23 protein-coding genes are annotated in these 23727 nt (G+C 63.8%); 9 read left to right on the forward strand and 14 right to left on the reverse strand.

The window, feature by feature from the left end:
• Positions 1–7 precede the first annotated feature (7 nt).
• From rpoH to KVX96_RS12100, 3 genes are all read right to left on the reverse strand, one after another.
• Positions 8–904: an RNA polymerase sigma factor RpoH gene (gene rpoH / locus KVX96_RS12090; protein WP_261194732.1), complete on the reverse strand. Its 897-nt coding sequence runs from the start codon at positions 902–904 to the stop codon at positions 8–10.
• 195 nt (positions 905–1099) lie between these two features.
• Positions 1100–2539: a cardiolipin synthase gene (gene cls, locus KVX96_RS12095; protein ID WP_261194733.1), complete on the reverse strand. Its 1440-nt coding sequence runs from the start codon at positions 2537–2539 to the stop codon at positions 1100–1102.
• A 35-nt stretch (positions 2540–2574) separates the two neighbouring features.
• A complete protein-coding gene (locus KVX96_RS12100) occupies positions 2575–3621 on the reverse strand; it encodes an RluA family pseudouridine synthase (RefSeq protein ID WP_261194734.1) in 1047 nt (348 codons plus the stop codon).
• Here KVX96_RS12100 and KVX96_RS12105 point away from each other — a divergent pair.
• Positions 3620–3937, forward strand: a complete 318-nt coding sequence (locus tag KVX96_RS12105; protein WP_261194735.1) for a DUF6476 family protein — start codon at positions 3620–3622, stop codon at positions 3935–3937. The two genes, KVX96_RS12100 and KVX96_RS12105, sit on opposite strands and share 2 nt — an antisense overlap.
• Before the next feature lie 205 nt (positions 3938–4142).
• Here the strand turns inward: KVX96_RS12105 and KVX96_RS12110 are convergent, their stop codons facing one another.
• The 5 genes from KVX96_RS12110 to KVX96_RS12130 all read right to left on the reverse strand — a co-directional run bounded on the left by KVX96_RS12110 (position 4143) and on the right by KVX96_RS12130 (position 10693).
• The gene (locus KVX96_RS12110) at positions 4143–5690 is read right to left on the reverse strand and encodes a phospholipase D family protein (protein ID WP_261194736.1); all 1548 of its coding nucleotides are present in this window, start codon (positions 5688–5690) and stop codon (positions 4143–4145) included.
• Positions 5691–5752: 62 nt separating this feature from the next.
• Entirely contained in the window at positions 5753–7348 is a 1596-nt protein-coding gene (locus KVX96_RS12115) for a glycoside hydrolase family 43 protein (protein ID WP_261194737.1), read from the reverse strand.
• A 928-nt stretch (positions 7349–8276) separates the two neighbouring features.
• Positions 8277–8720, reverse strand: a complete 444-nt coding sequence (locus KVX96_RS12120; protein WP_261194738.1) for a MarR family winged helix-turn-helix transcriptional regulator — start codon at positions 8718–8720, stop codon at positions 8277–8279.
• A 125-nt stretch (positions 8721–8845) separates the two neighbouring features.
• A complete protein-coding gene (locus KVX96_RS12125; RefSeq protein WP_261194739.1) occupies positions 8846–9970 on the reverse strand; it encodes a Gfo/Idh/MocA family protein in 1125 nt (374 codons plus the stop codon).
• A gap of 21 nt (positions 9971–9991) precedes the next feature.
• Positions 9992–10693 (reverse strand): GntR family transcriptional regulator, encoded by a 702-nt coding sequence (locus KVX96_RS12130; protein WP_261194740.1) that lies wholly within the window; start codon positions 10691–10693, stop codon positions 9992–9994.
• Between the two features lie 102 nt (positions 10694–10795).
• On the opposite strand from KVX96_RS12130, the gene KVX96_RS12135 reads away from it, so the two are divergent.
• The 6 genes from KVX96_RS12135 to dctP all read left to right on the forward strand — a co-directional run bounded on the left by KVX96_RS12135 (position 10796) and on the right by dctP (position 16424).
• Positions 10796–11953 carry an LLM class flavin-dependent oxidoreductase gene (locus KVX96_RS12135; RefSeq protein ID WP_261194742.1) on the forward strand — a complete coding sequence of 386 codons (1158 nt, stop codon included), beginning with the start codon at positions 10796–10798 and terminating at the stop codon, positions 11951–11953.
• Positions 11953–12846, forward strand: a complete 894-nt coding sequence (locus KVX96_RS12140; protein ID WP_261194743.1) for an aldo/keto reductase family oxidoreductase — start codon at positions 11953–11955, stop codon at positions 12844–12846. The genes KVX96_RS12135 and KVX96_RS12140 overlap by 1 nt, the downstream gene beginning before the upstream one ends.
• Positions 12846–13367, forward strand: a complete 522-nt coding sequence (locus tag KVX96_RS12145) for a flavin reductase family protein (RefSeq protein ID WP_409977106.1) — start codon at positions 12846–12848, stop codon at positions 13365–13367. Before KVX96_RS12140 ends, KVX96_RS12145 begins: the two co-directional genes overlap by 1 nt.
• Before the next feature lie 90 nt (positions 13368–13457).
• The gene (locus KVX96_RS12150; protein WP_261194745.1) at positions 13458–14042 is read left to right on the forward strand and encodes a TRAP transporter small permease; all 585 of its coding nucleotides are present in this window, start codon (positions 13458–13460) and stop codon (positions 14040–14042) included.
• A gap of 1 nt (position 14043) precedes the next feature.
• Positions 14044–15333, forward strand: a complete 1290-nt coding sequence (locus KVX96_RS12155) for a TRAP transporter large permease (protein WP_261194747.1) — start codon at positions 14044–14046, stop codon at positions 15331–15333.
• A gap of 32 nt (positions 15334–15365) precedes the next feature.
• A complete protein-coding gene (gene dctP, locus KVX96_RS12160; protein ID WP_261194748.1) occupies positions 15366–16424 on the forward strand; it encodes a TRAP transporter substrate-binding protein DctP in 1059 nt (352 codons plus the stop codon).
• A 68-nt stretch (positions 16425–16492) separates the two neighbouring features.
• Here dctP and KVX96_RS12165 read toward each other — a convergent pair whose 3' ends face one another.
• From KVX96_RS12165 to KVX96_RS12185, 5 genes are all read right to left on the reverse strand, one after another.
• A complete protein-coding gene (locus KVX96_RS12165; RefSeq protein WP_261194749.1) occupies positions 16493–17806 on the reverse strand; it encodes a multicopper oxidase family protein in 1314 nt (437 codons plus the stop codon).
• 157 nt (positions 17807–17963) lie between these two features.
• Entirely contained in the window at positions 17964–18137 is a 174-nt protein-coding gene (locus tag KVX96_RS12170; RefSeq protein WP_261194750.1) for a hypothetical protein, read from the reverse strand.
• Between the two features lie 3 nt (positions 18138–18140).
• Positions 18141–18434, reverse strand: coding sequence for a hypothetical protein (locus KVX96_RS12175; protein WP_261194751.1), 294 nt, complete (start codon positions 18432–18434; stop codon positions 18141–18143).
• Positions 18435–18478: 44 nt separating this feature from the next.
• Complete coding sequence (locus KVX96_RS12180) at positions 18479–19108, reverse strand: hypothetical protein (protein ID WP_261194752.1); 630 nt, start codon at positions 19106–19108, stop codon at positions 18479–18481.
• A 173-nt stretch (positions 19109–19281) separates the two neighbouring features.
• Positions 19282–19752: a tetratricopeptide repeat protein gene (locus KVX96_RS12185; protein ID WP_261194753.1), complete on the reverse strand. Its 471-nt coding sequence runs from the start codon at positions 19750–19752 to the stop codon at positions 19282–19284.
• 51 nt (positions 19753–19803) lie between these two features.
• Between KVX96_RS12185 and KVX96_RS12190 the strand changes: the two genes are divergently transcribed.
• Positions 19804–21057 carry a cytochrome-c peroxidase gene (locus KVX96_RS12190; RefSeq protein WP_409977124.1) on the forward strand — a complete coding sequence of 418 codons (1254 nt, stop codon included), beginning with the start codon at positions 19804–19806 and terminating at the stop codon, positions 21055–21057.
• A 172-nt stretch (positions 21058–21229) separates the two neighbouring features.
• Here the strand turns inward: KVX96_RS12190 and KVX96_RS12195 are convergent, their stop codons facing one another.
• Positions 21230–22474, reverse strand: coding sequence for a glycerate kinase (locus tag KVX96_RS12195; RefSeq protein ID WP_261194754.1), 1245 nt, complete (start codon positions 22472–22474; stop codon positions 21230–21232).
• Between the two features lie 240 nt (positions 22475–22714).
• On the opposite strand from KVX96_RS12195, the gene KVX96_RS12200 reads away from it, so the two are divergent.
• Positions 22715–23704 (forward strand): BMP family protein, encoded by a 990-nt coding sequence (locus KVX96_RS12200; RefSeq protein WP_261194756.1) that lies wholly within the window; start codon positions 22715–22717, stop codon positions 23702–23704.
• Positions 23705–23727: the final 23 nt, after the last annotated feature.

Raw genomic sequence — 23727 nt, forward strand, 5'->3', positions numbered from 1 at the left:
CGCAAGGTCAGACAGGCGTGAGCATGCCCTTTTCCCGCGCCAGATCGCGCATTTTCTTCTGCAGCTTTTCAAACGCCCGCACCTCGATCTGGCGGATGCGCTCGCGGCTCACGTCGTATTGGCCCGAAAGCTCCTCCAGAGTCACCGGCTGATCCTGCAGACGGCGCTGCAGGAGGATATCCTTCTCGCGGTCGTTCAGAACCTCCATTGCCTCGGCCAGAAGCTCCCGACGGCCTTCCAGCTCGTCCCGGGCCTCGTAATCGGCCGCCTGGTTGGCGTCCTCATCCTCGAGCCAGTCCTGCCACTCGGTGGCGCCATCGCCATCGGCCCCGATCATCGCGTTGAGCGAAGCATCCCCCCCCGACATCCGCCGGTTCATGGAGATCACCTCATCCTCGGTGACGTTCAGATCCTCGGCGATCTTCTTCACGTTCTCCGGGCGCAGATCACCGTCTTCCAGCGCGCCGATACGGGATTTCGCCTTGCGCAGGTTGAAGAACAGCTTCTTCTGGGCGCTGGTGGTGCCAAGCTTGACCATTGACCACGACCGCAGCACATATTCCTGAATGCTGGCGCGGATCCACCACATGGCATAGGTCGCCAGGCGGAAGCCTTTCTCAGGGTCGAACTTCTTGACGGCCTGCATCAGGCCCACGTTAGCCTCCGAGATCACCTCGGCCTGCGGCAGGCCGTAGCCCCGGTAACCCATGGCGATCTTGGCCGCGAGGCGCAGGTGGCTCGTGACCATTTTATGGGCCGCCTCGGTGTCACCGCGCTCCACCCAGGCTTTCGCCAGCATGTATTCCTCTTCAGGCTCCAGCATGGGGAACTTGCGGATTTCCTGAAGGTAACGGTTGAGGCCCTGCTCCGGTGACGGTGCGGGAAGATTGGCGTAATTGCTCATGAGTGCTCCCCCTTTCTTGTCCCAATGTTTATCCTGTTAACATGCCAGATAGTCATCCGGCACAGGCGGTTCAATACCCCACGAAAATGGTTTTCGATCACGGGCATGATGTTTGAACGCAGCATGCGCCGGTTTCCGGCGGGCTGCCAGCCCTGTTTCAGCCGCGTCACGCGGGTGTGACGCCGCTTGAAGCCTTCAGAGCAGCGGGCCCATGGTGGCGAATAGATTGTTCATCAGCTTGCGATGCATCGGCCATGTCTCCACTTCCGCCAGCGTGACCTGATCGCTGTCGGCCAGATACTCGGCCTGTCGCGCGTCAATGGCCCCGGTGAGCGCCGGATCGCTGGCCAGAATACAGTTCTCGAAATTGATGTCGAAGCTGCGCCGGTCGAGATTGGCGGAGCCAAAGAGTGCCACCTCGCCGTCCACCGTCAGGATCTTGGAGTGCAAAAGCCCCGGCGTGTATTCGTGGATCTCAACACCGCAGCGCAGAAGCGAGAGGTAATAGCTGTGAGACGCCAGCCGCACGAGGCCGGAATCGTTGCGCTTGGGCAGGATCAGCCGCACCTTCACTCCGCGCATCGCCGCCGAGCACAGCCGCCCGTTCAGCGCCTCGCTGGGCACGTAGTAAGGCGTTGTCACCGTCACCTCGCGCTGCGCGCTGGCGACAAGGTTCTGGAAAATATCCGGCACCGCCTGAAAGCTCTCGGTGGGGCCGGTGCCGATCACGATGGCCGGGAAGCCGCCTTGCGTGTAGGGCATCGGGTCATCCAGCAAATGTGCGATGGATTCACCGGTGTGGCTCTCCCAGTCGCCGGCAAACACCACCTGGTTCTGCCAGACAACCGGCCCGGTGAGCCGCACCATGATGTCGACCCAAGGCGCGAATTTCGGCTTAACGCGAAACTCCGGATCGGCGCAGTTCTGGCTGCCACAATAGGTGATCTTATTGTCGATCACCACGATCTTGCGGTGGTTGCGGATGTCCATCCGCTTGAACAGCAGGTGGACCCAGGCCTGCCGCAGCGAGAAGGCCACGCCGCATTTTACCCCGGCCTGCGCCATGACCTCCCAGTAATCGGAGTCCAGCATGGCGCGCGAGCCCATGCCATCGGCCATCACCCGCACCGTCACCCCGCGCGCGGCCGCCCGCACGCAGGCATCCACCACTTTCAGCCCGTTTGTGTCGGTGAGCCAGATGTAAAAAAGCAGATGAACGTGATCCTGCGCCGCGTCGATATCGGCCACCATGCGGTCGATCGCGTCATTGGAATTTTCCGCCAGTTCCGCCGTATTGCCATCCGCGGGCTGGAACCCGTTGACCGACTGTGCCCGCGCGAAGGCCTGCCGATGCAAAAGCGGGATCTCCGGCTTGGGCAGCGGCGGCTGGCCCGGCGGCGTTTTGGGCAGCGCGCTGATGATGCTCTGCATCCGCGCCACGTCCTTGCGGCCGAAACTCACCTCGCCAAAGAGGAAATACAGCAGGATGCCGAGCCACGGGATCGCCAGCACGCAGACGATCCACGCCAGCCGCGCGGCAGGGGCACGGTTCTCGCGCAGCAGGACGCGTGCCACGGTGAGAAGCTGCAACCCGTAGCTGATCAGCCACCAGGTCTCCAGTTCCAGTTCGGGCATGCCCTTCTCCTTCCACCGTGGCCGCGCAGATGCGACTAGCCTGCGGCGGGGGTGCGAAGTTTGTCAATAAGCTCAACCATATCCGCCGGCAGCGGGGCCTCGAAGCGCAGCACCTCGCCGCTCACCGGATGGATAAAGCCCAGCGTTGCTGCATGGAGCGCCTGCCGCGGGAAAGCGCGCACCGCCTCGATGGCGGCGGGCGAAAGCGCCTTGGCGTTGAGCTTGCGCTTGCCGCCATAGGTGGGATCGCCGATCAGCCCGTGGCCGGCATGGGCCATATGCACCCGGATTTGGTGGGTGCGGCCCGTTTCCAGCCAGCACTCCATCAGCGCCACGACGCCCGGCGTGCCGAAGCTCTCTACGATCCGCACCCGCGTCACCGCGTGGCGACCGCCGGAGAAGTAAACCGCCTGCTTCTGGCGGTCCGTCTTGTGGCGGGCCAACTGGGTGGTGACCTTCAGGATATTGCCTGGCTCGAAGGAGACACCCTTCACCCCGCGCAAACGCGGATCATTGGCATCCGGCACACCGTATACCACGGCGTTGTAATGGCGCTCCACCGTATGTTTCTCGAACTGCTCCGCCAACCCGTGGTGGGCGCGATCGCTCTTGGCAACAACGAGCAGGCCTGAGGTTTCCTTGTCGATCCGGTGCACGATGCCCGGGCGCTTCATGCCGCCCACACCGGAAAGCGCGTCGCCGCAATGATGCAGCAACGCGTTTACGAGTGTGCCCGAGGGCGTGCCTGGCGCCGGGTGGACGACCATGCCGACGGGCTTGTTGACGACGATCAGGTCCTCGTCTTCGAACAGGATCTCCAGCGGGATGTCCTCGGGCAGAATGTGGCTTTCGGCGGCCTCGGCAAGGCGGATCTCGATCTCTTCGCCTTCGGCCACTTTGGCCCGCGGATCGGTGAGCGCCTCGCCGGCCCGCAGCACGTCGCCTGCTTCGATCAGCTTGGCAAGGCGCGAGCGGCTCAGGGCGGCTTCCTCTGGCACGTCGCGCGAAAGCGCCTTATCAAGGCGGCGCGGCGGATCGGCCGCGATGGTGACGCGCAGGGTGGTGATGGTCGGCTCGGACATGAAACAGGATACTCCGGAACCGGACGTGGATCCGGCGATGGTGCGATTTCTGCGCTGGCTGGTGCTGGCGCTCACGGGGACGATGATCGCAGGCGTTGTAATCATCATCGCTCTGATTGTCATCCGCTTCCGCGAAGTGCGCGAAAGCCCCGACCTGCCCGCCAGTATTGCCCTGCCGCAAGGCACCAAAGCCATCGCCTTCACGCAGGCACCGGATTGGTACGCTGTCGTGACAGAAGAAAACGAGATCCTGATTTTTGACCGCAAGACAGGCGCGCTTGCCCAGACAGTGGCGCTGGAGCAACTGCCGTATTAAGGGGCTCTGCCCCCGCCCCCTTCGGGGCCTCCCCCGAGATATTTACAGAACAAAGTGGGGCCCCTTCATCTTGGCCCAAATATCCCGGGGCGCGGGGCAGCGTCCCGCGTTTTACCTGCGTGCGGGGCAGCGCCCCGCATCTAACCTGCGTGCGGGGCAGCGCCGCGCATGAAACCTGCGCGCGAGGCGGTAGCCTCGCGAGAGGTTACAGCTGGCCTTCCACTGGAAGGAAGCGCGCGGCACCCGCGAGGAAGCGCGCGAAGAAGCTTGCGTCCGGTTCGCGGGTATAAAGCTCGTTGCGCCCGGCGCCGGTGTAGCGCCAGCGCAGGTTTCCTTTCTCATCCAGTTCTACCTGGTAGGTGTAATCGTCGATGCCCTCGTCAAAGGCCTTGGCAAAGCGCGCACCGCTCACGGGATCGTCGATGAACATGCCCACTTCGGTGTTCACCTTGATCGAGCGCGGATCGAAATTGAGCGAGCCGACGAAGACGTAACGGCGGTCAACCACGGCGGCTTTGGTGTGCATCGTGAGGCGGATGGGAGACTCCGGCGGCACTTCGCCCAAAATCGTAGGCGCATCGTAGCGCACCTCGTAGAGCTCAACACCGGCGGCGGCGAGCCGTTTGCGGTAGGGTGTGTAGCCGCCATGCACATAGGCGTGGTTGGTGGCGGCGAGCGAATTTGTGACCACGCGCACTTTCACGCCTGTTGCAGCGAGTCGTTCGAAGAAATCAGTGCCATAGTCCTGCGGCACGAAATAGGGCGTGTAGAGGATCACCTCCTCGCGGGCATTGCCCATGAGGTTGAAAAGCGCATCCGAGGTTGTCCGCTCGCCGTCCGTCACCCGCACGCGCAGTTTGTCAGGCGGATCGGTGACGAGTTTCGCATGCCCAAAGGACAGGAACCGTTTGCCCTCGCGCAGCTCGCGCAGGATCGGGGCCTGCATCGCCTTGCGGTAGATCCCGGCTTCCGCTGTTGCCGCCCGCCGTTCGAACGCCCGGCGCGCCTCAGTCAGCTCCTCTTCGGTGACGCGCACGTTCAGCCGATTGACGGGCACTGACCACGCGTCGTTCCAGAACAGATCAAAGGCCTCCGACATGGCCGCTACGCTGGGGCCGGCGACGAACATGTCGAAATCGGCGAATTCCGAGGAGGTATCGAGCTGGTAATATTCATCCGCGATGTTGCGCCCGCCGATGATCGCTGCGCCGCCATCGGCGATGAACAGCTTGTTGTGCATGCGGCGGTTCACCCGGCCGAAATCCAGCAGGTAGTTGACCACAGTGGGTGACCGGCGGCTCATCGGGTTGAAGATGCGCAGCTCGAGATTGGGGTGGTTGTCCAGCACGGCGAGTTGAGTGTCGGTGCTGGTGGTGAACACATCATCCAGCAGGAGCCGGACGCGCACGCCCCGCTCGGCTGCCTCGAGCAGTTTCAGGCCGATCAGCGCCCCGGCCTGATCGGGCTTGCCAAGGAAATACTGCAGATCCAGCGTCTCTTGCGCATCCTCGATCAGGCGCAGCCGGGCGGCGAGCGCGTCATTGCCGTCGGCCATGGGCACGAAGACGGATTTGCCCGGCACGTCGCGCCGCAGATCGCGGTTGACCTTGGCGACATTACCGACCTGTGCCGGCGGCGCGGCGCGGGAGGCGGGCGGCGGTGGATCGAACGGCACGTAGGTGCAGCCGGCCAGCCCCACGGAGAGGGCCAAAGCCCCCGCGAACACCCGACTCAGCCTTTGATTTGCCACCATCTGCCACCCTTGCCCTGTTTTTTTCAGGATAGGGGCAGCAGCCGCCTGCCTGCAAGCGCCCCTTAGCTTGCCGCCGCGCCAGACCGGTAGCGGAAGTTGCGGAAATCCGCAGGTGCGGCGCGCCCAGAGAGATCCTGCGCCGCCATCCCAAGGAAGGTGCCAGTGAAGCTCGAATGCTCCCCGCGCCCGCCTTCATCCGAGAGCACCCCGGCATCCAGTTCCGGGCCGATCTCCTGCCACGCACCGCCCGGCAGCCGGTAGCGGAACTGCAGCACCGCACCCCGGATGTCGAGCCCCAGCGCAAGCGGGCCCTCCGGCACCGCGATGCCATCGCCGATGGGGAAGCTCAAGCCCCCCTCGGGCCAATCGCCCGCGCAGGACTGGATCATCAGCACCGGCGCGCCGTCATCGCCGCGGCTCAGGCAGAGGTAATGCAGCTTGTGGCGGTTGTAATAGGCGGTGAGCCCGGCTTGCGCCTGGAAATCGGCCGGGGTGAACTCAAGCTCCACCTCGGCGCTGCAATGGGCCTCCGTCTGGCGGCGGGCCACCAGCGCCTGTTCGAACCAGCTGCCAAGGCCCTCGCGTCCGAAGAGGCGCAGCCAGCCGGGGCGCGCGGTGAAGGAGAAGAGCCGGTCGGCTTCCGGGCTGCGCGGCCATTGGAAATCCATCGGCAAAGGGCCTTGCGCAAAGGGAAAAGTCACATCCTCTGCGATCGGCGCCCCGCTGCCGGATGGCGCCATGCCGCCGCCCTTGCGGTAAAGCCAGCCATCGGCGCGCCATTCGACCTCCTCAAGGCCGGTTTCTCGCCCCATCTGGCACTGGTTGCGCCCCGGCAAGGGGCGGCCGCAGAGGAAGGTGTGGAACCAGCGCCCGTCCGGTGTGCTGACAAGCTGGCCGTGGCCGACCCGCTGCAGCGCGTTTTCTGGTGCAAACCGCGCGGTGAGCACGTGATCTTCGGGGTGGGTTTCGTAAGGGCCCGTCAGCGCATCCGCGCGGGAATAGGTGACAGCGTGCTCATAGCCCGTCCCGCCTTCGGCAGTGCAGAGATAGTAGCGGCCCGCGTGTTTGAACAGATGCGCGCCTTCCGTCATCCCCAGCGGGCTGCCGTGATAGAGCGTGTGCCGCTCGCCGATCAGACGACCCTCTTCAGGACTGTATTCCTGCGCGACGATGCCGCCGAACAGCCCGCGCGGCGGATCGCGGTGGGCCTGCGTGCCGCGATGATCCCAGATCTCGTTCAGGAGCCACTTGCGCCCGTCGTCGTCGTGAAACAGCGAGGGATCGAAGCCCGAAGAGTTCAGGTAGACCGGATCGGACCACGGCCCCTCGATGCTGGGCGCGGTGACAACGTAGTTGTGGGCGTCCTTGTAGTTGCCATCCATCCGCTTGACGTCGGTATAGACGAGCCAGAACAGCCCGTCGGCATAGGAGAGGCAGGGCGCCCAGATGCCGCCGGAATCGGGATTGCCGCGCATGTCGAGCTGGCTGGCGCGATCCAGCGGCATCGCCGCGATCTCCCAGTGGTCCAGATCCTCGGACCGGTAGATGCGCACGCCCGGATACCATTCGAAGGTGGAGGTGGCGATGTAATAGGTGCTGCCCGCCCGGCAGATCGAAGGATCGGGGTTGAACCCCCGCAGAATCGGATTGTCGGCCATGGCGCTGTGCCTCCTCGCGTCGCGTTTCGCCGTCAGCCTACAGCCCCGCGGCGGCGGCCTTCGGCCAAACCTTGCCGGGATGCGGGGGGGTCATGGGCTGACTTCTGCCTATGTAAACGATTACAAGCCTGTTTGAAACGGAATTTCGGAAAGTGTTGAAAAATTTCATCACCCCCTATTGACGGTTTTGCCCCACCACCCCATATCCGTTTTGTCAACAAGAGGTGACGAACCAGAACCCTCCTCCCTCACCCTGGTTCGCACCGGTCCTGTTTGTACCGATCGCAGCTTCCGCGTTGCCCTCTGATGGACGCGCGATCACCTGTAACGAGTGACGTGTTGGCACCTGTCCGGTGCGGAGGCCTGTCCCTGTCTCCGCACCGGACCTACTCTCAAAACTTAAGTTCCGCCTGCCTTTGCATCATTCCCCGATGTCACTCACTCCGGGCAGGCTGATCGCCCCGAACTTCCCTCCCGGTGGTTCGGGGCTTTTTCTTTTCTGCCATCCCCCTAATCCACGCCCTCGCAATAAACCGCAAAAATGACGTGGCGTCACTTCATCATGCAAGGTTGATAGTGTGGCCGGAAGGCCCCATATCCCTGTTGTCAGACACAGAGATCAATGACCCATCGTTTTCTCTCGTTTTCCCAGGGTTGGCGATCTTCCGGCGGATGGCAGATATGGCGGTTTTCCTGTTTCCCGCCAGTTCTGCGGAAGGCATCCGCCGGGGCTGACCCAGCAAAGCGATGACCTCGCCACTTGGTGGCACTGGGGAAAGACCTTGAACAAGGCGCTTTTGCCGCCAGCGGCATGCTGGACATCGCTTGACCTGCCGCGTGCCCGGATGGGGATCAGGGACCGCGGAAAACGCCGCATCCGGCCAGCCTGTGCCGGGTGCGGCATTTGCATTTCAGCTGTCAGCAGATGTCAGAATTCGCGCGCGATTTTTTCCAGCGTCGCGCGCAGCTCTTCCAGCTTTTCACGCCCGACGATCTCGGCCATGCGTTCTTCGGCGGCCATGAAGCTGCGCGAATGCTTGGTGCGCAGCTCGTGGCCCAGCTTGCTCATGCTTGCCACCTTGTCGCGCTTGCTGCCTTCGACGAAGTCGAACTCGATCAGCCCTTTTTCCAACAGCCGCTGCACCGAGCTATGGGCCGCCTGCCGGGAAATCCCTTGCGCTTCGGAGAGATCGTTCAGCGTGCGCGGGCGGCGCACGATGTGCTGGAGGGTGCGAATGTCGGAAGGGCGCACCGCCATCGAGCCCTCCTTGTCGCGGATCTGCTGAGCCAGCGTATCCATATGCTCCACGACGTCCTGCACGAGGCCGCGAATGGTGTTGAGTGGCGGGTCGATCTTGATTTCGTCAGTCATGGTTGCCGCTAGCCCGAAATGAACGCACCGCGCAAGAGAGCGCGGTGCATTGTTGGCAGAGCGTGTGCATTGTGCAACGGGATTGTGACACCGTGCCCGCCACGCTGGCAGAGCGGCAACGGCGCTCAGCCCGCCTTGGCCGCATCCGGCATCAAGGACGACAGGTAAATCGCCTGCCCCGTGCGCGCGCTTTCCTGTGCCGCCAGCCCCATGGCCACCGCCATCGCGCCATCTTGCAGGGTGACTTCCGGCGCAGCCTCGCCGCGCACCACGGCGTGGAACTTCTGGTGCTGGTAGAAGGTGGAACCGTTGTGATCGCCCGCCTCAAGGATGGTGGGATCCACCGGAATATCCAGCACGCGCGGGCCTTTGGGCAGGCGCGGGCTGACGATCACCTGCGGCACCGGCGCCTCGCCCAGATCCTTCGGCCAGAACCGCCCCGGCCCCGGCACGAGGCATTCGATCTTGCCCGCAGGCCCCACGGCGGAGATCTCCTCCTGATAGCGCGAGCCCTCGGCGAACATGCACAGCTCCAACATCGCGCGCGCGCCATTGGCGAAATCCACGATCACGTAGCCGTTGTCCCAGATGTCGGAGACCGCGCCTTCATAGACCTCATCCTTGTGGTTCACGTCCTGCCCGGCAGAGGCCATCACCCGCACCGGCTCGCTTTTCAGGGCCAGCCGCATCAGATCGAAGAAATGGCAGCATTTCTCAACCAGCGTGCCGCCGGATTTGGCGTTGAAGCGGTTCCAGTTGCCCACCTTGTGCAGGAAGGGGAAGCGGTGCTCGCGGATGGTGAACATGCGGATCCCGCCCGTCACCGCCTCGGCATCCTCCAGCAGCTTCGCCACCGGCGGCATGTAGCGGTACTCCATCGCCACCCAGACCGGCGCCGGGTAGCTTTCCATGAAGGCCTGCACCCGCGCGGCATCCTCGTTGGCGGTGTAGAGCGGCTTCTCCACCAGAATTGGCAGCGCACGGGTGGCGGCGATCTCTTCCAGCTGGCTGACGTGCAGGTAGTTGGGCGACACGATCAGCAGGCAATCCAGATCCTTGATGGCCAGCAGCTCGGCGATGGACTCGCAAAAGCGCACGCCCGGCACCAGCGCTTCGCATTCGGCGCGCATGCCTGCATCAGGCTCGATGATCGCTTCCACGCGGCCACCCGGCAAAAGCTGGATGTTGCGGATGTGCTCCTGCCCCATCATGCCGCAGCCGATGATTCCGTAACTGACTGTCTCTGTCATGGTCGTGTCCTATGTCGGGCTTTACTTGAGGCGCGCGATGTAGCGCGCGGTTGTGTGGTCAAACCAGGTGCGCGAGTATTCCACGCGCGTTTCATCGCGGGACCAGCTGATCCGCTCGATGAAACCGGACGCTGCGCCGGGCGCGAGGCCGAAAGCGGCGGGCGCCCAGTCGGGCACATCGCTCACGCCCACTTTATCCTCGGCGCGGGCGATCCAGAGGCCCAGCCGGGTGCGGTAGTAGAGATAGAGCGATTCCGAGAGGTCTTCCGGCGGGATGCGGCGGGCGTGGCTGCCGTCGAGCCAGATCTCCTCCACCGCGGCGGGCTGCCCGTTGAGTTTGCGCAGACGGCGGATTCGGTGCCCCTCTTCCGAGGGGCCGAAACCGGGGAAATCGGCGGGCTTGGGCAGGCGCTCTACCGACAGGATCTCGGCCGTAGGAAGGCCGCCGCCGTCCTTCAATTCGAGCTTCAGGAAGGCATAAACGCTGATCGCCTCTTCCTTGGCGCGCACGTAGTTTCCGGAACCCTGAATGCGATCCAGCATCCCCTTTTCCGTGAGGTCTGCCAAAGCCTTACGCAGGGTGCCCACCGAGGTGTTCAGAGTCTGCGCCATCTCCCGTTCGGGCGGCAAACGCTCACCGTCACGCAGGCGCCCTGCCCTGATCTCGCGGATCAGAAGCTCGCTCAATTGGACGTAGAGCGGCAGGGCTGTCTGGCTTCTCATGTGGCATTCCCGAGGCGCTGGAAAAAAATTGATACACCATTGATCTACATCAAAGCGGGTGCTACGCAAGAAGAAATTTCGAAGGTCCCCGGAGGAGTTCAGATGACCATCGTCCCCATCACATCGCCCGATCTCGATGCTGCGGAGGTCTCGTGGTTTTCGGCGCTTTGCTCCGATGATTACCAGTTCCTGGGCGTGCCGGACGGCGCTTTGCGCTCCTCGTGGGAGCATTGCTCCGACATCGTGAAAGAGGCCGAATCGCAGGGCTTTCGCAACATCCTCTGCCCCTCATCCTACCAGGTCGGGCAGGACACGCTCTCCTTCGTGGCGGGCTGCGCGCCGATCACCGAGAAGATCAACATGCTGGCCGCCGTGCGCTGCGGTGAAGTGCAGCCGATCATGCTGGCCCGCACGTTGGCCACGCTCGATCACATGCTGAAGGGCCGCCTGACGGTCAACATCATCTCTTCCGATTTCCCCGGCGAAGTGGCCGACAGCGCCTACCGCTACCAGCGCTCCAAGGAAGTGGTGGAGATCCTCAAACAGGCCTGGACGCAGGACGAAATCACCTACAAAGGCGAGGTCTACAACTTCGAAGGCCTCACCACCGACCCCGCCAAACCCTACCAGCAAAACGGCGGGCCGCTGCTTTACTTCGGCGGCTACTCCCCCGCCGCGCTCGACCTCTGTGCGCAGCACTGTGACGTCTATCTCATGTGGCCGGAAACCAAGGACGATCTGGCCGGCCGCATGAAGGCCGTGCACGAACGCGCCGCCGCCTATGGCCGCACGCTCGATTATGGCCTTCGCGTCCATGTCATCGTGCGCGACACAGAGGCCGAAGCGAAAGAATACGCCCAGTACATCGTCTCCAAGCTCGACGAGGAACAGGGCAAGACGATCCGCGAACGCGCGCTGGATTCGGGCTCGCTTGGCGTCAGCCATCAGGCCAAGAACCGCGAGATCGCCGATATGGAAGGCTTCATCGAGCCCCACCTCTGGACGGGCGTTGGCCGGGCGCGCTCGGGCTGCGGCGCGGCGCTCGTGGGCTCCACCGATCAGGTGCTGAGCGAGATGGAAGCCTATCAGAAAATGGGCATCCGGGCCTTCATCCTCTCGGGCTATCCGCATATCGAGGAGTGCAAGCATTTCGGCAGCCGCGTGCTGCCGCAGATGAAAACCTGCTCGCTGCCCGAAGCTTATGGGCGCGTGCCCACCGAAACACCTATGACGCCGCTAGGCGCAGGAGTCCGCCGCTGATGAAACGCGCAACCCTTTCCGAAGGTCTCGAATTTTCCCGCATCGTCTATGGGATGTGGCGGCTTGCCGAGGCCGAGGATACCTCCCCCGCCCATGTGCAGGCCAAGATCGAAGCCTGCCTTGAGCAGGGGATCACGACTTTTGACCAGGCCGACATCTACGGCGGCTACCAGTCCGAGGCGGTGATGGGCGAGGCCATGAAGGTGGCCCCTTCCCTGCGCGACAAGATGGAAATCGTCACCAAATGCGACATCGTCCTGCCGATGGGCCCTTTCGCCCACAAGCCGGTGAAGATGTATGACACCAGCCGCGCCCATATCGTCGGCTCGCTGGAGGCCTCGCTGAAGGCGATGGCAATCGATCGCGTCGATCTGCTGCTGATCCACCGCCCCGATCCCTTCATGGATCCGGCCGAAACCGGCGCTGCGCTCGATGAGGTCGTGGCCTCCGGCAAAGCCAAGGCCGTTGGCGTTTCCAACTTCAAGCTGCACGACTGGACGCTGCTGCAATCCAACATGGAAAGCCCGCTCGTCACCAACCAGATCGAGATCAGCCTGCTGGCCCATGAGGCGCTCACCAATGGCGATCTCGCCTATCTGCAGGAGCGCAAGATCAAGCCGATGGCGTGGTCCCCGCTCGCAGGCGGCGCGCTGTTTGCGCCGGAGAATGCCAAGCTTTTCAAGATGCTGCAGGACGTCGGCGCAGAATTCGGCGTGGATGCCACCGCCGTGGCCGTGGCCTGGCTGCTGGCCCATCCGGCGGGCATCCTGCCGGTGCTGGGGACGAATAATCTGGACCGCATCCGCGGGCTGGGCGATGCTCTGAAGGTCGAGATGACGCGTGAGCTTTGGTTCACGCTCTACACCGAGGCCCTCGGAGACGAGGTGCCCTGATGGCAGACGGAGGCCTGACCCACACCATGGAAAGCTTCACCCCCGGCCCGGACACCGCCAAGACGTTCCGCAATTCACTGGGGCGCTTCGCGACAGGCGTGACGGTCGTCACCGCGCGCACGGCAAACGGGCCGATCGGCATCACCGCCAACAGCTTCGCCTCTGTTTCGCTGGATCCGCCGCTGGTGCTCTGGTCCCCGGCCAAGGCGTCCAAGCGCTATGACGCCTTCATTGCGGCGCAGGATTTCGCGATCCATGTTTTGGGCGAAGATCAGATGGAGCTTTGCGAAACTTTTGCACGGCCCGATCATACATTCGATGGGCTCGACTGGGCGGATTGCGACGATGGCGTTCCGCTGCTGGCGGGCTGCCTCGCACGGTTCGAATGTCGCAAATACGCCGAATACGAAGGCGGCGACCATTCGATCATCGTGGGCCGCGTGAAACGCGCGTCCCTGCGGGAAGGCGCACCGCTGCTGTTTTCCAGCGGCCAGTTCGGGCATTTCGCGCCCGGACATTAAAACAGGCGCAGGCCGGGAGGAGGACACCCGGCCGCGTTTCAAGCCTCCGGCTTCTCAGAACCCGCCGGGGCACCAAAGGGAGGAAGGCGCATGGCGCTGTTGTTCGGGCTTCTGACGCCCCTGCAACTGGTGAACGATATCGTGCTGCGCATCGGACGCTGGTTCGGTGTGGTGGCCGTGGGCCTTATGGTCTTCGCGATCCTGTTGCAGGTTTTCTTCCGCTACGTGCTCAATAACGCCCTGCCCTGGCCCGATGAGGCCGCGCGCTTCATGATGCTCTGGATGACGGGCCTCGTGGCCCCTTCGGCCTATCGTCAGGGTGGCTTCGTGGCCATCGACATGCTCGGGCAAGCCCTGCCCAAACGCGCGGGCGCGCTGCTGGCGCTCGCGCTCTTCGTGCTGTCGCTGCTGGTGCTGATCGTCGGCGTGCAGCTTGGCTACAAACACGTCAATTCCGGCTGGCTGTTCAACTCCTCTTCGCTGCGCCTGCCGCTGCAGTACATCGGCGGCGAGTCCATCCGCATCAAGCTGGCGTGGATGTATATGTCGCTCTTCGTCGGGATGATCCTGCTGATCTCCGTCAACATCGAGCTGATCCTGCGCAACCTGATTTCCCTTCTGGGCGGGGCGGAACGCCTGCGCCCGATCCCCGGCACACTCGCAGGAGCGGATTGATATGCTCGTCTGGTTTCTTCCGCTCTTCCTCGTCTTCCTGATGATCGGCCTGCCGGTCTTCTTCGGCATGCTCGCCGCCCCCGGCCTTCTGCTGTGGCTGAACGGGCAGGAACGCGACCTCGCCCTGCTCTATCGCAATGTTTACAACGGGATGGACAGCTTCCCACTGATGGCGATCCCCTTCTTCATGCTCGCGGGCGAGCTGATGAACAAGGGCGGCATCACCGAGCGGCTGGTGGAGTTTTCCCAAGCCATGATGGGGCACCTGCGCGGCGGGCTCGCCCATGTGAACGTGCTCTCCTCGATGCTCTTCGCGGGCCTCTCCGGCTCCGCCGTAGCCGACACTTCCGCGCTCGGCTCCATGCTGATCCCGGCGATGGAAAAGCAGGGCTACACCCGCCGTTTCGCCGCTGCGATCACCGCCGCCTCTTCCGTCATCGGCCCGATCATTCCGCCCTCGGGCATCATGATCATCTATGCCTACGTGATGGGCGAAAGCGTCGCCGCGCTCTTCCTTGCGGGCATTGTGCCCGGTGCGCTCGTGGGCATCGGCCTGATGCTGATGATCAAGTTCCAGGCCAACCGCTACGATTTCCCGGTGGCCTCGCGCAAATACACATGGCCTGAGCGTGGTCAGGCAAGCCTGAAGGCCTTCTTCCCGCTGATGACCCCGGTGATCATCCTTGGCGGCATCCTTGCGGGCGTATTCACCCCCACCGAGGCCGCCGCCGTGGCCGTGCTCTACGCGCTGGTGATCGGGCTTTTCGTCCTACGCACCATCCGCTTTGTCGAGATCCCCTCGATCTTCTACCGCGCGGCCTTCACCTCTTCCGTGGTGCTGCTGCTCGTGGGCGCGGCCATGGCCTTCAAAACGGTCGTCAGCCTCAGCCACACGCCGGAGATCCTTGCCGAGTTCATCCTTGGCCTCAGCCAGAACCCGCTGATCCTGCTGTTCCTGATCAACGTGCTTCTGTTCATCGTGGGCATGTTCCTCGATGCCGGCCCGGCGATCATCATCCTTGGCCCGATCCTTGGCCCCATCTTCGTGGACCTCGGCGTGGACCCGGTGCATTTCGCGATCATCATGAGCGTGAACCTCACCGTGGGCCTAGCCACGCCGCCCATGGGTCTTGTGCTCTTCGTTGCCTCTTCGGTTTCAGGCGAGCGCGTCGAAACCATCGCCAAGGCCATTCTGCCCTTCTTGGCCGTCGAGATCGTAGTGATCTTCCTGATCACCTATTTCCCGGCCATTTCCATGACAATCCCCCGCCTTACGGGGTTTGTGAATTGACCCGAAACGCAAAAAACAGGGAGGTTTTTTACATGCTCAAGGGTACACTCAAGTCGCTCATGGTGGCGACGATGCTGGCAGGCACCGCCATGTCGGCCGCGGCCGCGGATTTCACCCTCCGCGCCACCGCCAACTCCAACGAAAACGACGAGGATTATGACGGTCTCGTCGTCTTCAAGAACTACGTGGAAAGCGCCTCCAACGGCGCCATCGAGGTGGAGCTGTTCATCGGCACCCAGCTCTGCGGCAACGGCGCGGAATGCCTTCAGGGTGTGGCCGACGGCTCCATCGACGTCTACGTCTCCACCTCCGGCGGCGCGGCAGGCATCTTCCCCTACGTGCAGGTGCTCGACCTGCCCTACCTGATGGCCGATGACCGCGTGGCCGAGGCCGTCATGCAGGGTGATTTCACCCGCAAGATGCGGGATATGGCGCTGGAAGATTCCAACGGCATGATCCGCCTGATGACGATCGGCAACACCGGCGGCTGGCGCAACTTCGCCAACACCAAGCGCCGTGTGGCCATGCCGTCCGACATGGAAGGCCTGAAGATCCGCACCGTGGTCGCGGACCTGCCGCAGGAGCTGGTGAAAGCGCTTGGCGCCTCGCCGACCCCGATCCCGTGGCCCGAGCTGTTCACCTCGCTGCAAACCGGCGTCGTGGAAGGCTCCAAGAACGGCATCACCGACATCATGGGTATGAAGTTCCCGGAAGCCGGCCTGCAATACGTCACGCTCGACGGCCACGCCTACATGGGCGCGCTGTGGTGGATGAACAACGACAAGTTCCTCTCCATGCCGGAAGACATGCGCCGCGTTGTGGTCGATGGCTTCTACGCGCTGCAGCAGGCCACTTTCGCCTCGCCGAAGCGTAAATCCATCCAGGCCTACGAAGATTTCGTGGCCGGTGGCGGCGATCTCTACGTGCCAACTCCGGACGAGAAAGCCGCCTTCAAAGAGGCCGCAGCCCCGGTGTTTGACTGGTTCAAAGCCAACATCGACGGCGGCGAGGAAATCTTCACCGCCCTTACCGAGGCCGTTGCCGAAGCCGAAGCCGGCATCGACGCGGGCCGGATGAAAGACCTGCAGTAAGTTTCTTCTCACCGAGAAACGAGAAAGGCGCCGGACCCCGGCGCCTTTTTTCGTTTTCGGTGCGCGGCTTAGGCCACGTCAAACCACGTCATCATGCCCGCCATCTGGTGGCTCAGCATGTGGCAATGCACCATCCATTTGCCGGGATTGTCCGCATGAAGCGCTACCTCGGCGCGCGCGCCGGCCTCGATCAAGATGGTATCGCGCATCGGGCCATAGCCAGCCGCCAGCACCTCGCGGAAGTGGTGGCCGTGCAGGTGGATCGCATGGGGAAAGGCGGTGTCGTTGATCATCGTGATCTGCACGGTTTCACCGCGCGAGAGGTTCAGCCACGGCTCGCGCGTCATGCCCGCCACACCATTCAGTGCCCAGGCCTGCCCGGCCTGTACCAATTCACGGATCGTTTTCACCTCGCCATCGTGCATGGCCTGCGCCATGCCGCCCATCGCACCGCCCTCCATAAGCAAGGGTTCGCGCCGGGTGTCGGCGGTGACCTCCGGCAGGATCACCGGGTTCGGCGGCAAGGGCGCGGGTGCGTTGCGTCGGGCGCGGCTGCCGACAACCACCGGAAGGTCGACAAGCGCATAGCCGCCATCGCGCTCGTGCTGCACGAGCGTGGCTAAAGCACCCTCCTCTGCGGTGACATCCACGAAAAGTTCCGCCCGCTGCGCCGGGGCGAGCACGATTTGGCCCAGCGGTTCAGGCGCGCCCAGCGGCATACCGTCCAGCGCCATGACCCAGCCGTCCATGCCCTGCAGCGAAAGGGTCAGAATGCGATCCGTGGAGGGGTTGATCAGCCGGAGGCGCAGCCGGTCGTGGCGGCGCACCTGATCCAACTGCGGGCGCAGGAAGGCTTGCGTGAAATTCCCGATCCGCCCGCCGTGAGAGAGATCATGCATCTGCCCGAAGCTTTCGTGGATCTGCGCATCTTCTGTCATCCGCCAGTCATCGACGACGACGACGACATCCGCATCCACATCTGGCGCATCCGCCTCCTCGACGATCAGCGGCCCGAAAAGCCCGCGCGCCAGTTGCTCCTGACTTCGGTTATGGGAGTGATACCAATAGGTTCCGGCATCCGGCACGGTGAAATCATAGGCAAACTCACCCCCTGTCAGCACCGCTTCCTGCGTCATGCCGGGCACGCCGTCCATCGCGTTGTCGATGCGAATGCCGTGCCAATGGATCGCCGTGGGCTGGGCCAGTTCGTTGCGCAAGAGCCGCTGCACCCGCGCGCCCTGCGGCACCCGGATCACAGGCCCGGGCACCGAGCCGTCATAGCCCCAGATCGCGGTTTTGGGGTAGCCTTCGGGCGCAATCTGAACCCGCCCCAAACGGGCGGTGATGGGCTGAAACTGCGCAACGGAAGCAAAAGCGGGCACTGCACCTGCTGACGCCACCACAGATGCCGCTGCCCCAAAAAGCGTTTCGCGCCGCGTGACTCTCATGCCCTTGCTCCCTAGTCGCTCCCTTTCCCTGCCAGATAGTGTTTCCAGCAGGGGGAAGGTCAAGCGACGGGATGCTGCGCGTAGGGCCCTTCTACGCGGGCCAGATCAGGTTGAAAACGAAAACAACAAGCGCCACCGCCACAACAACTTTCCAGTTGAACCTGCGCTCCTCGCCCTGTTTCAACACGCCGAATTTATAGAGCCCCCAATAGGTTGCGAAAATCAGGAGCGCGGTGACGAGCGCATGGGCCAGATTGATATGCATGGCTCAGCAATCGCCCGAAGGCAGCATCGTCACATCCGAATAGCGCCCGTCCGAGGTGGTGATCCGCGCGCACGCGCCGGTGGAGCGGTTGAACCAATAGCTTGTCAGCCCCTCACTGCGCACGTTCTCATAGCCAAGCGCCTGAATGCCCATCTCGGCCTGACCGGCCCGCGCGCCTTCAAATGAGCTCAGATCGCTCGCGCTGCCCACCGCGGGCTGGCCCGGCTCAGGCTCTTCCACACAGGCTACGAGCGTGACAATTGCGAGGTCGAAACCGGCAAGGGTTTGAAATTTCAATATATTTCTCCTTTGGTTCTGCGCACGTCGCGCGCCTTTGGGTGTTATTCAATTCCGAAAATGACGTTGTAGCCGCGGGTTTCGTTGCTGCGGTTGATGACTTCCACCACATGCTCCCCGGATTGCCAAAGCTGGCCCCGGTACTCCTGATCCGTGGAGATCATGTCGAGCAGAAAAGAGCCATCCGGGTTGAAGATCTGGAACTCCAGCGCCGGGCCTTTAGCCGCGACGCGCACATAGAGGAATTGCCCGTCCTTGGCGCCAAGTGTGTAGCGGTGGGAGGCCCCCGTCGGCAGGCTGCCCGTCAGCTCCGCGCCCGTTGTGCCGGGCGCAAAGCGCACGGCTTCCGTCACTGTTTCGCCCGCGCCAGCCGGAGCCCCCGCCATCGCGCCTTCGCCATCGTCGGCGGCATTCACGACGCGCAGTTCTTCTACCGCGCCATCGGAGTAGGCAAGGCAGCTCCAGACGGTGCCGCCCAGATCGCGCAAGGTTACCAGCGTCGCCGCCTCGGAGAATTCGGATGAAAGTACTTCCCCGCCCTGCCCGTCCGGCCCACCAACCTTGCGCAGTTGATCGATACAGCCGTCAATGGCCTCCTGTTCAGCGGCATTGGCCACGCCTGCAGCGAGAATGAGCCCGCAGGCCAAGCCGATACGTTTCAAATTCCAAGTCATAATACGCCTCCCTCAACCAATACCGACTAAGCTTATGGTTGCACCAAATCCTGTCAACCGGCCGGCGCTCCGGCTGTGGGTCGTCTCACGCCGAAGCAGCCGCGTTTTCTGGCGAAGAAAACAGGAAATCTGACGCTCTGGCGCTATACAAATACAGGAAAAGCCGCGAAAATTCAGCGGAACGGATACATCCAGACCCTGTAATCATCGACGAGAACATGCGCTTTATCGATCTGCTCCTGCGTCATCTTCTTGATGACCTCCTCCTGCGAAATCGCCGCGTCGGGATCGCCGCCAATGGCGCTCAGAACATACCACATGTAGGCGCGCATGAGGTCGGGCTCAGGCATCCCGAGGCCGACCTCGTAGTACCAGCCCACACCGGATTGCGCCCCCGGATGGCCCTTGAGCGCGGAGCGCAGATACCATTCAAACGCCCGCTCGTAATCCTGCTCGACCCCAAGGCCAAGCGCGTACATGACGCCGATCAGCTCCTCGGCATCGGCATTGCCCGAGCGCGCGGCCGGCCAGAGCGCCTCGCGCGCCTCGGCAAATTGCCCGGCCTCCATCATGTCACGCGCCTCCTCGATGTCGGCCTTCGCGGGCAGCGCCAGAAGAAACAGGGCAAGAAGAGCATTACGCATCTGATTTTCCTTTGTTTTCTGGGGCTCAGCCTACCGCTTTCCGCCAGTGAAATAAAGCGTTTGGGGCCGGAAGATTTCATCGAATTCGACCCTCAAAAGGCCAAGATCGGCCAGCTGTTGTTTTACGACAAGATCCTCTCGGGCAACCGCAACATCTCCTGCGGAACGTGCCACCACCACGATCTGGGCGGCACCGATGGGCTGTCGCTCGGGATCGGCGAAGGCGGCGTCGGGCTTGGGCCGGAGCGCACCGCGGGCACCGGCGGCGATCGCATCAAGAAGCGCGTGCCGCGCAATGCGCCCGCGCTCTGGAATCTGGGCGCGAAAGAGGTGCGGGTGCTGTTTCACGACGGGCGGCTGGAGATCTCTGATCTCTACGGTAACGGGTTTGACTCTCCGGCCGAGGAATGGCTGCCGCAGGGGCTGGAGTCGATCCTCGCCGCGCAGGCCGTGTTCCCGATGGTGGCGCAGTTCGAAATGGCCGGTAACCCGAAGGAGAACGAGATCGCCGGGGCCGTTCATGACCGGATCGACGCCGCATGGCCGATCATCGCCAAACGGGTGCGGATCATCCCGGAATATGGCCGGATGTTCGTGGAGGCGTTTGATCATATCGACAGCCCCGAGCAGGTCACCATCGTGGAGATCGCCAATGCCATCGCCGCCTTTGAAGGCACCGAGTGGCAGAGCTATGATTCCCCTTTTGATCAATGGCTTGCGGGCGATACTTCAGCCTTGAGCGATGCGCAGGAGCGCGGACGGGCGCTGTTCTTCGGCGAGGCGGGCTGTTCGGGGTGCCACGCCGGGCCGCGCTTCACCGATCAGGCCTTCCGCGCCCTCGGCCTGCCCGCCTTCGGCCCCGGCCGCACCCGGCGCTTTGATCCCATGCCGCGCGATGTGGGGCGCATGGGGGCGACGGATGATCTGGAAGACGCCTACCGCTTCCGCACGCCTTCTCTGCGCAACGTCGCGCTCACCGCGCCCTACGGCCACAACGGCGCCTACGCCACGCTGGAGCAGATGGTGCGCCACCACAGCGATCCTGAAGCCGCCCGCGCCGCGTGGCGGGAGGCCGATGCCCGCCTGCCCGACGCGCCCTGGCTTTCGGCCATCGATTTCGTGATCCGTACCGATGCGCGCGAGATGGACCGGCAGGCGGCGGTGCTTGACATCGAGCCGCTGCGCCTGAGCGAGGATCAGATTTCGGACGTGGTCGCCTTCCTGCATGCGCTCACTGGCGAAACCGCGCTTGACCGCCCGTTGGGGCGGCCCGATCGGGTGCCCAGTGGGCTGCCGGTGGATTGACTGAGCAACGCACGACGGTCGTTTTGTTGCGCGGCACAACTCAAATGCCCCGCGCAACGGGAACCGTTGCGCCGCGCCGACCCGCCCCGTCAAACCGTAGGTTTGCCTCCGGCAAAACGGGCGGCGCGATTGCGCCCCCCTCGGGTCGGCGCTCCCGTTCAACCGCTAGCGCCTAAACCCTTATCAACACCTGCAAATCCGCAACATTGGTGCCCGTCGCACCCGTCATCAGCAGATCGCCGGACGCCTGCAGCGCGTGGTAGCTGTCGTTGTTGTCGAGCCGCGCTTTCGGGTCCACCCCTGCCGCGCGCATCCGCTCCAGCGTGCCGCTGTCCACTACGGCCCCGGCCGCATCACAGGGGCCGTCGCGCCCATCTGTGCCGCCAGACAGAAACACCCAGCTGCCCGCAGCCCAGCCCGCCTGCTCCGCCAGCAGCGCGACCCGCAGCGCCAGCTCCTGATTGCGTCCGCCAAGGCCCTTGCCTTTCAGCACGACCGTCGTTTCGCCGCCAAAGAGATGGATACCGGGCCGCTTTGCCTCCGCCATCACCCGTGCAGCTGCCTTGGAAACGTCGCCCACCAGCGCCGGTTCGTGCTGGATCGCCCCGGCCCCGGCCTCTGCCGTCATCGCCGCGAGGCTGATCGCGTTGGAGCCCACAAGCCTGTTTTGCGCCTTGGGCGGCGCGTTGGCGGCCTCCAGCGTTTCAAGGTGCTCGCGCACCGCCTCGGGCAGCTTCGCCCAGACGCCACGCTCCTTCAGGATCGCCTCGGCATCGGCCTTGCTGCCGATCGGGGCCACCGTGGGGCCGGAGGCGATCACCCGCAGATCATCGCCCACCACATCCGACAGGATCAGCGCGCGCACCGGCGCGGGCGCGGCTGCTGCGCTCAAACCGCCACCCTTCAGGCGCGAAAGCTGCTGGCGCACGAGGTTCATCTCGCCGATGTCGGCCCCGCTGGCGAGAAGCAGCCGGTTCACCGTGGCCTTATCCGTAAGGCTCACCCCCGGCACGGGCGCAGGCAGTAGAGCAGAGCCGCCGCCACTGATCAGCGCCAAAACGCGGTCCTGCGGTCCGAGACCGTCCAGCGCGTCAAGCACCGCCTGGCTCGCCCTGGCCCCGCCCTCATCGGGCACCGGATGGCCGGCGGCAAAGACCTGCGCGCCCGCCAGAACGCCTGCATTCTCATAGTTCGTCACCACCAGCACGTCGCGCGGGGCGGGCACATGGGCCATGGCGGCCTCGGCCATGCGCATCGCCGCCTTGCCGACGGCCACCACCAGCGTGCGCCCGCCTGCGCCCGGCGCGGCTACTGGGGCTTCGGAAAGCGCCTCCGTCACGGCGGCAAAGGGATCGGCCGCCGCCACACCCGCCTGAAAGATCGCCTCGGCCCGCGCCCGCATCTGCGCTGTGTTCATGGCATGCCCCCTGTCTGCCCTGCCCGACTCTGCCCCTGTCCGGGGCCCTTGGAGCGGATACTGGCTTAAAGCTTCCGTAACGCCAAGGGCAGCCGCCGCAGCCAAGCGCTGAAAAAATGGACGCTTTTCAGCAGCCTGCGCAAAGCCGCCTCAGAGCCCGGCGGATAATCCTTGACCGATTGGTCAGAGAATAGGCAGCCTTGCGCCATAGCTACACCAATAAGCAACGGGGAATCTGCCATGAGTCATTTCACCACCTGGAGCCGCCGGGCCGTTCTGGGCGCCGTCGTCGCCGCCACGGCCGGGCTGGCCGCAGGCGTTGCGGCCGCCGAGAAGATCAAGGTCGCCGCGATCTACACGCTGCCCGTGGAGCAGCAGTGGATCAGCCGCATCCACAAGGCGCTCAATGCAGCCGCCGAAGGCGGAGCCATCGAATACACCTACTCCGAGAACGTCGCCAACACAGATTACGAGCGGGTGATGCGCGAGTATGCGGAAGCCGGCCAGCAGCTCATCGTAGGCGAGGTTTTCGGCCTTGAGCGCGCCGCCCGCAGCGTTGCCGCCGACTACCCCGAAACCGCCTTCCTCATGGGCTCTTCCTTCGGCCCCGTCGCGCCGAATTTCAGCGTGTTCGACAACTGGATCCACGAGCCCTCCTACCTCACCGGCATGATCGCGGGCTCCATGACCGAGAGCAACACCATCGGCATGGTCGGCGGCTACGCCATCCCCGAGGTGAACCGCCTGATGCACGCCTTCATGGACGGCGCGCGCGAGGTGAACCCGGATGTGAAGTTCCTCGTGAATTTCATCGACAGCTGGTACGATCCGCCCAAGGCCAAGGAAGCCGCTTTCGCGATGATGGATGCGGGGGCAGACATCATGTACGCCGAGCGTTTCGGCGTGGCCGATGCCGCCGTGGAGCGCGGTGTGAAGGCCGTGGGCAACGTGATCGACACCTCGCAGGATTACCCCGGCACGATCCTCGGCTCCGCCATCTGGCACATGGAGCCCACGATCAACCGCGCCATCGAAGCCGTGGCCCAAGGCAGCTTTGAAGCCGCCGATTACGGCCAGTTCAGCTTCATGCAATACGGCGGCGGCTCGCTGATCGCCGATCCGGCGCTGGTGCCCGAAGAGGTGATGACAAAGGTCGCCGAGAAGGAGCGCGAGATCCTTGACGGGATGTTCCGCGTGAACGTCAACGACGCCTCCCCCGTCTCCAACTGATCCGAAGGCCGGGCCGCCCCGCG

The organism is Pseudoruegeria sp. SHC-113 (assembly GCF_025376885.1).
Taxonomy (GTDB): Bacteria; Pseudomonadota; Alphaproteobacteria; order Rhodobacterales; family Rhodobacteraceae; genus Pseudoruegeria.

Coding starts and splice junctions, on each gene's coding strand:
- KVX96_RS12130 (WP_261194740.1), bottom strand. CDS start 10,693: ATGAGAAGCCAGACAGCCCTGCCGCTCTACGTCCAATTGAGCGAGCTT.
- KVX96_RS12170 (WP_261194750.1), bottom strand. CDS start 18,137: ATGCATATCAATCTGGCCCATGCGCTCGTCACCGCGCTCCTGATTTTC.
- KVX96_RS12185 (WP_261194753.1), bottom strand. CDS start 19,752: ATGCGTAATGCTCTTCTTGCCCTGTTTCTTCTGGCGCTGCCCGCGAAG.
- KVX96_RS12120 (WP_261194738.1), bottom strand. CDS start 8,720: ATGACTGACGAAATCAAGATCGACCCGCCACTCAACACCATTCGCGGC.
- KVX96_RS12110 (WP_261194736.1), bottom strand. CDS start 5,690: ATGGTGGCAAATCAAAGGCTGAGTCGGGTGTTCGCGGGGGCTTTGGCC.
- dctP (WP_261194748.1), top strand. CDS start 15,366: ATGCTCAAGGGTACACTCAAGTCGCTCATGGTGGCGACGATGCTGGCA.
- KVX96_RS12125 (WP_261194739.1), bottom strand. CDS start 9,970: ATGACAGAGACAGTCAGTTACGGAATCATCGGCTGCGGCATGATGGGG.
- KVX96_RS12180 (WP_261194752.1), bottom strand. CDS start 19,108: ATGACTTGGAATTTGAAACGTATCGGCTTGGCCTGCGGGCTCATTCTC.
- KVX96_RS12195 (WP_261194754.1), bottom strand. CDS start 22,474: ATGAACACAGCGCAGATGCGGGCGCGGGCCGAGGCGATCTTTCAGGCG.
- KVX96_RS12145 (WP_409977106.1), top strand. CDS start 12,846: ATGGCAGACGGAGGCCTGACCCACACCATGGAAAGCTTCACCCCCGGC.
- KVX96_RS12200 (WP_261194756.1), top strand. CDS start 22,715: ATGAGTCATTTCACCACCTGGAGCCGCCGGGCCGTTCTGGGCGCCGTC.
- KVX96_RS12100 (WP_261194734.1), bottom strand. CDS start 3,621: ATGTCCGAGCCGACCATCACCACCCTGCGCGTCACCATCGCGGCCGAT.
- rpoH (WP_261194732.1), bottom strand. CDS start 904: ATGAGCAATTACGCCAATCTTCCCGCACCGTCACCGGAGCAGGGCCTC.
- KVX96_RS12135 (WP_261194742.1), top strand. CDS start 10,796: ATGACCATCGTCCCCATCACATCGCCCGATCTCGATGCTGCGGAGGTC.
- KVX96_RS12155 (WP_261194747.1), top strand. CDS start 14,044: ATGCTCGTCTGGTTTCTTCCGCTCTTCCTCGTCTTCCTGATGATCGGC.
- KVX96_RS12140 (WP_261194743.1), top strand. CDS start 11,953: ATGAAACGCGCAACCCTTTCCGAAGGTCTCGAATTTTCCCGCATCGTC.
- cls (WP_261194733.1), bottom strand. CDS start 2,539: ATGCCCGAACTGGAACTGGAGACCTGGTGGCTGATCAGCTACGGGTTG.
- KVX96_RS12115 (WP_261194737.1), bottom strand. CDS start 7,348: ATGGCCGACAATCCGATTCTGCGGGGGTTCAACCCCGATCCTTCGATC.
- KVX96_RS12105 (WP_261194735.1), top strand. CDS start 3,620: ATGAAACAGGATACTCCGGAACCGGACGTGGATCCGGCGATGGTGCGA.
- KVX96_RS12150 (WP_261194745.1), top strand. CDS start 13,458: ATGGCGCTGTTGTTCGGGCTTCTGACGCCCCTGCAACTGGTGAACGAT.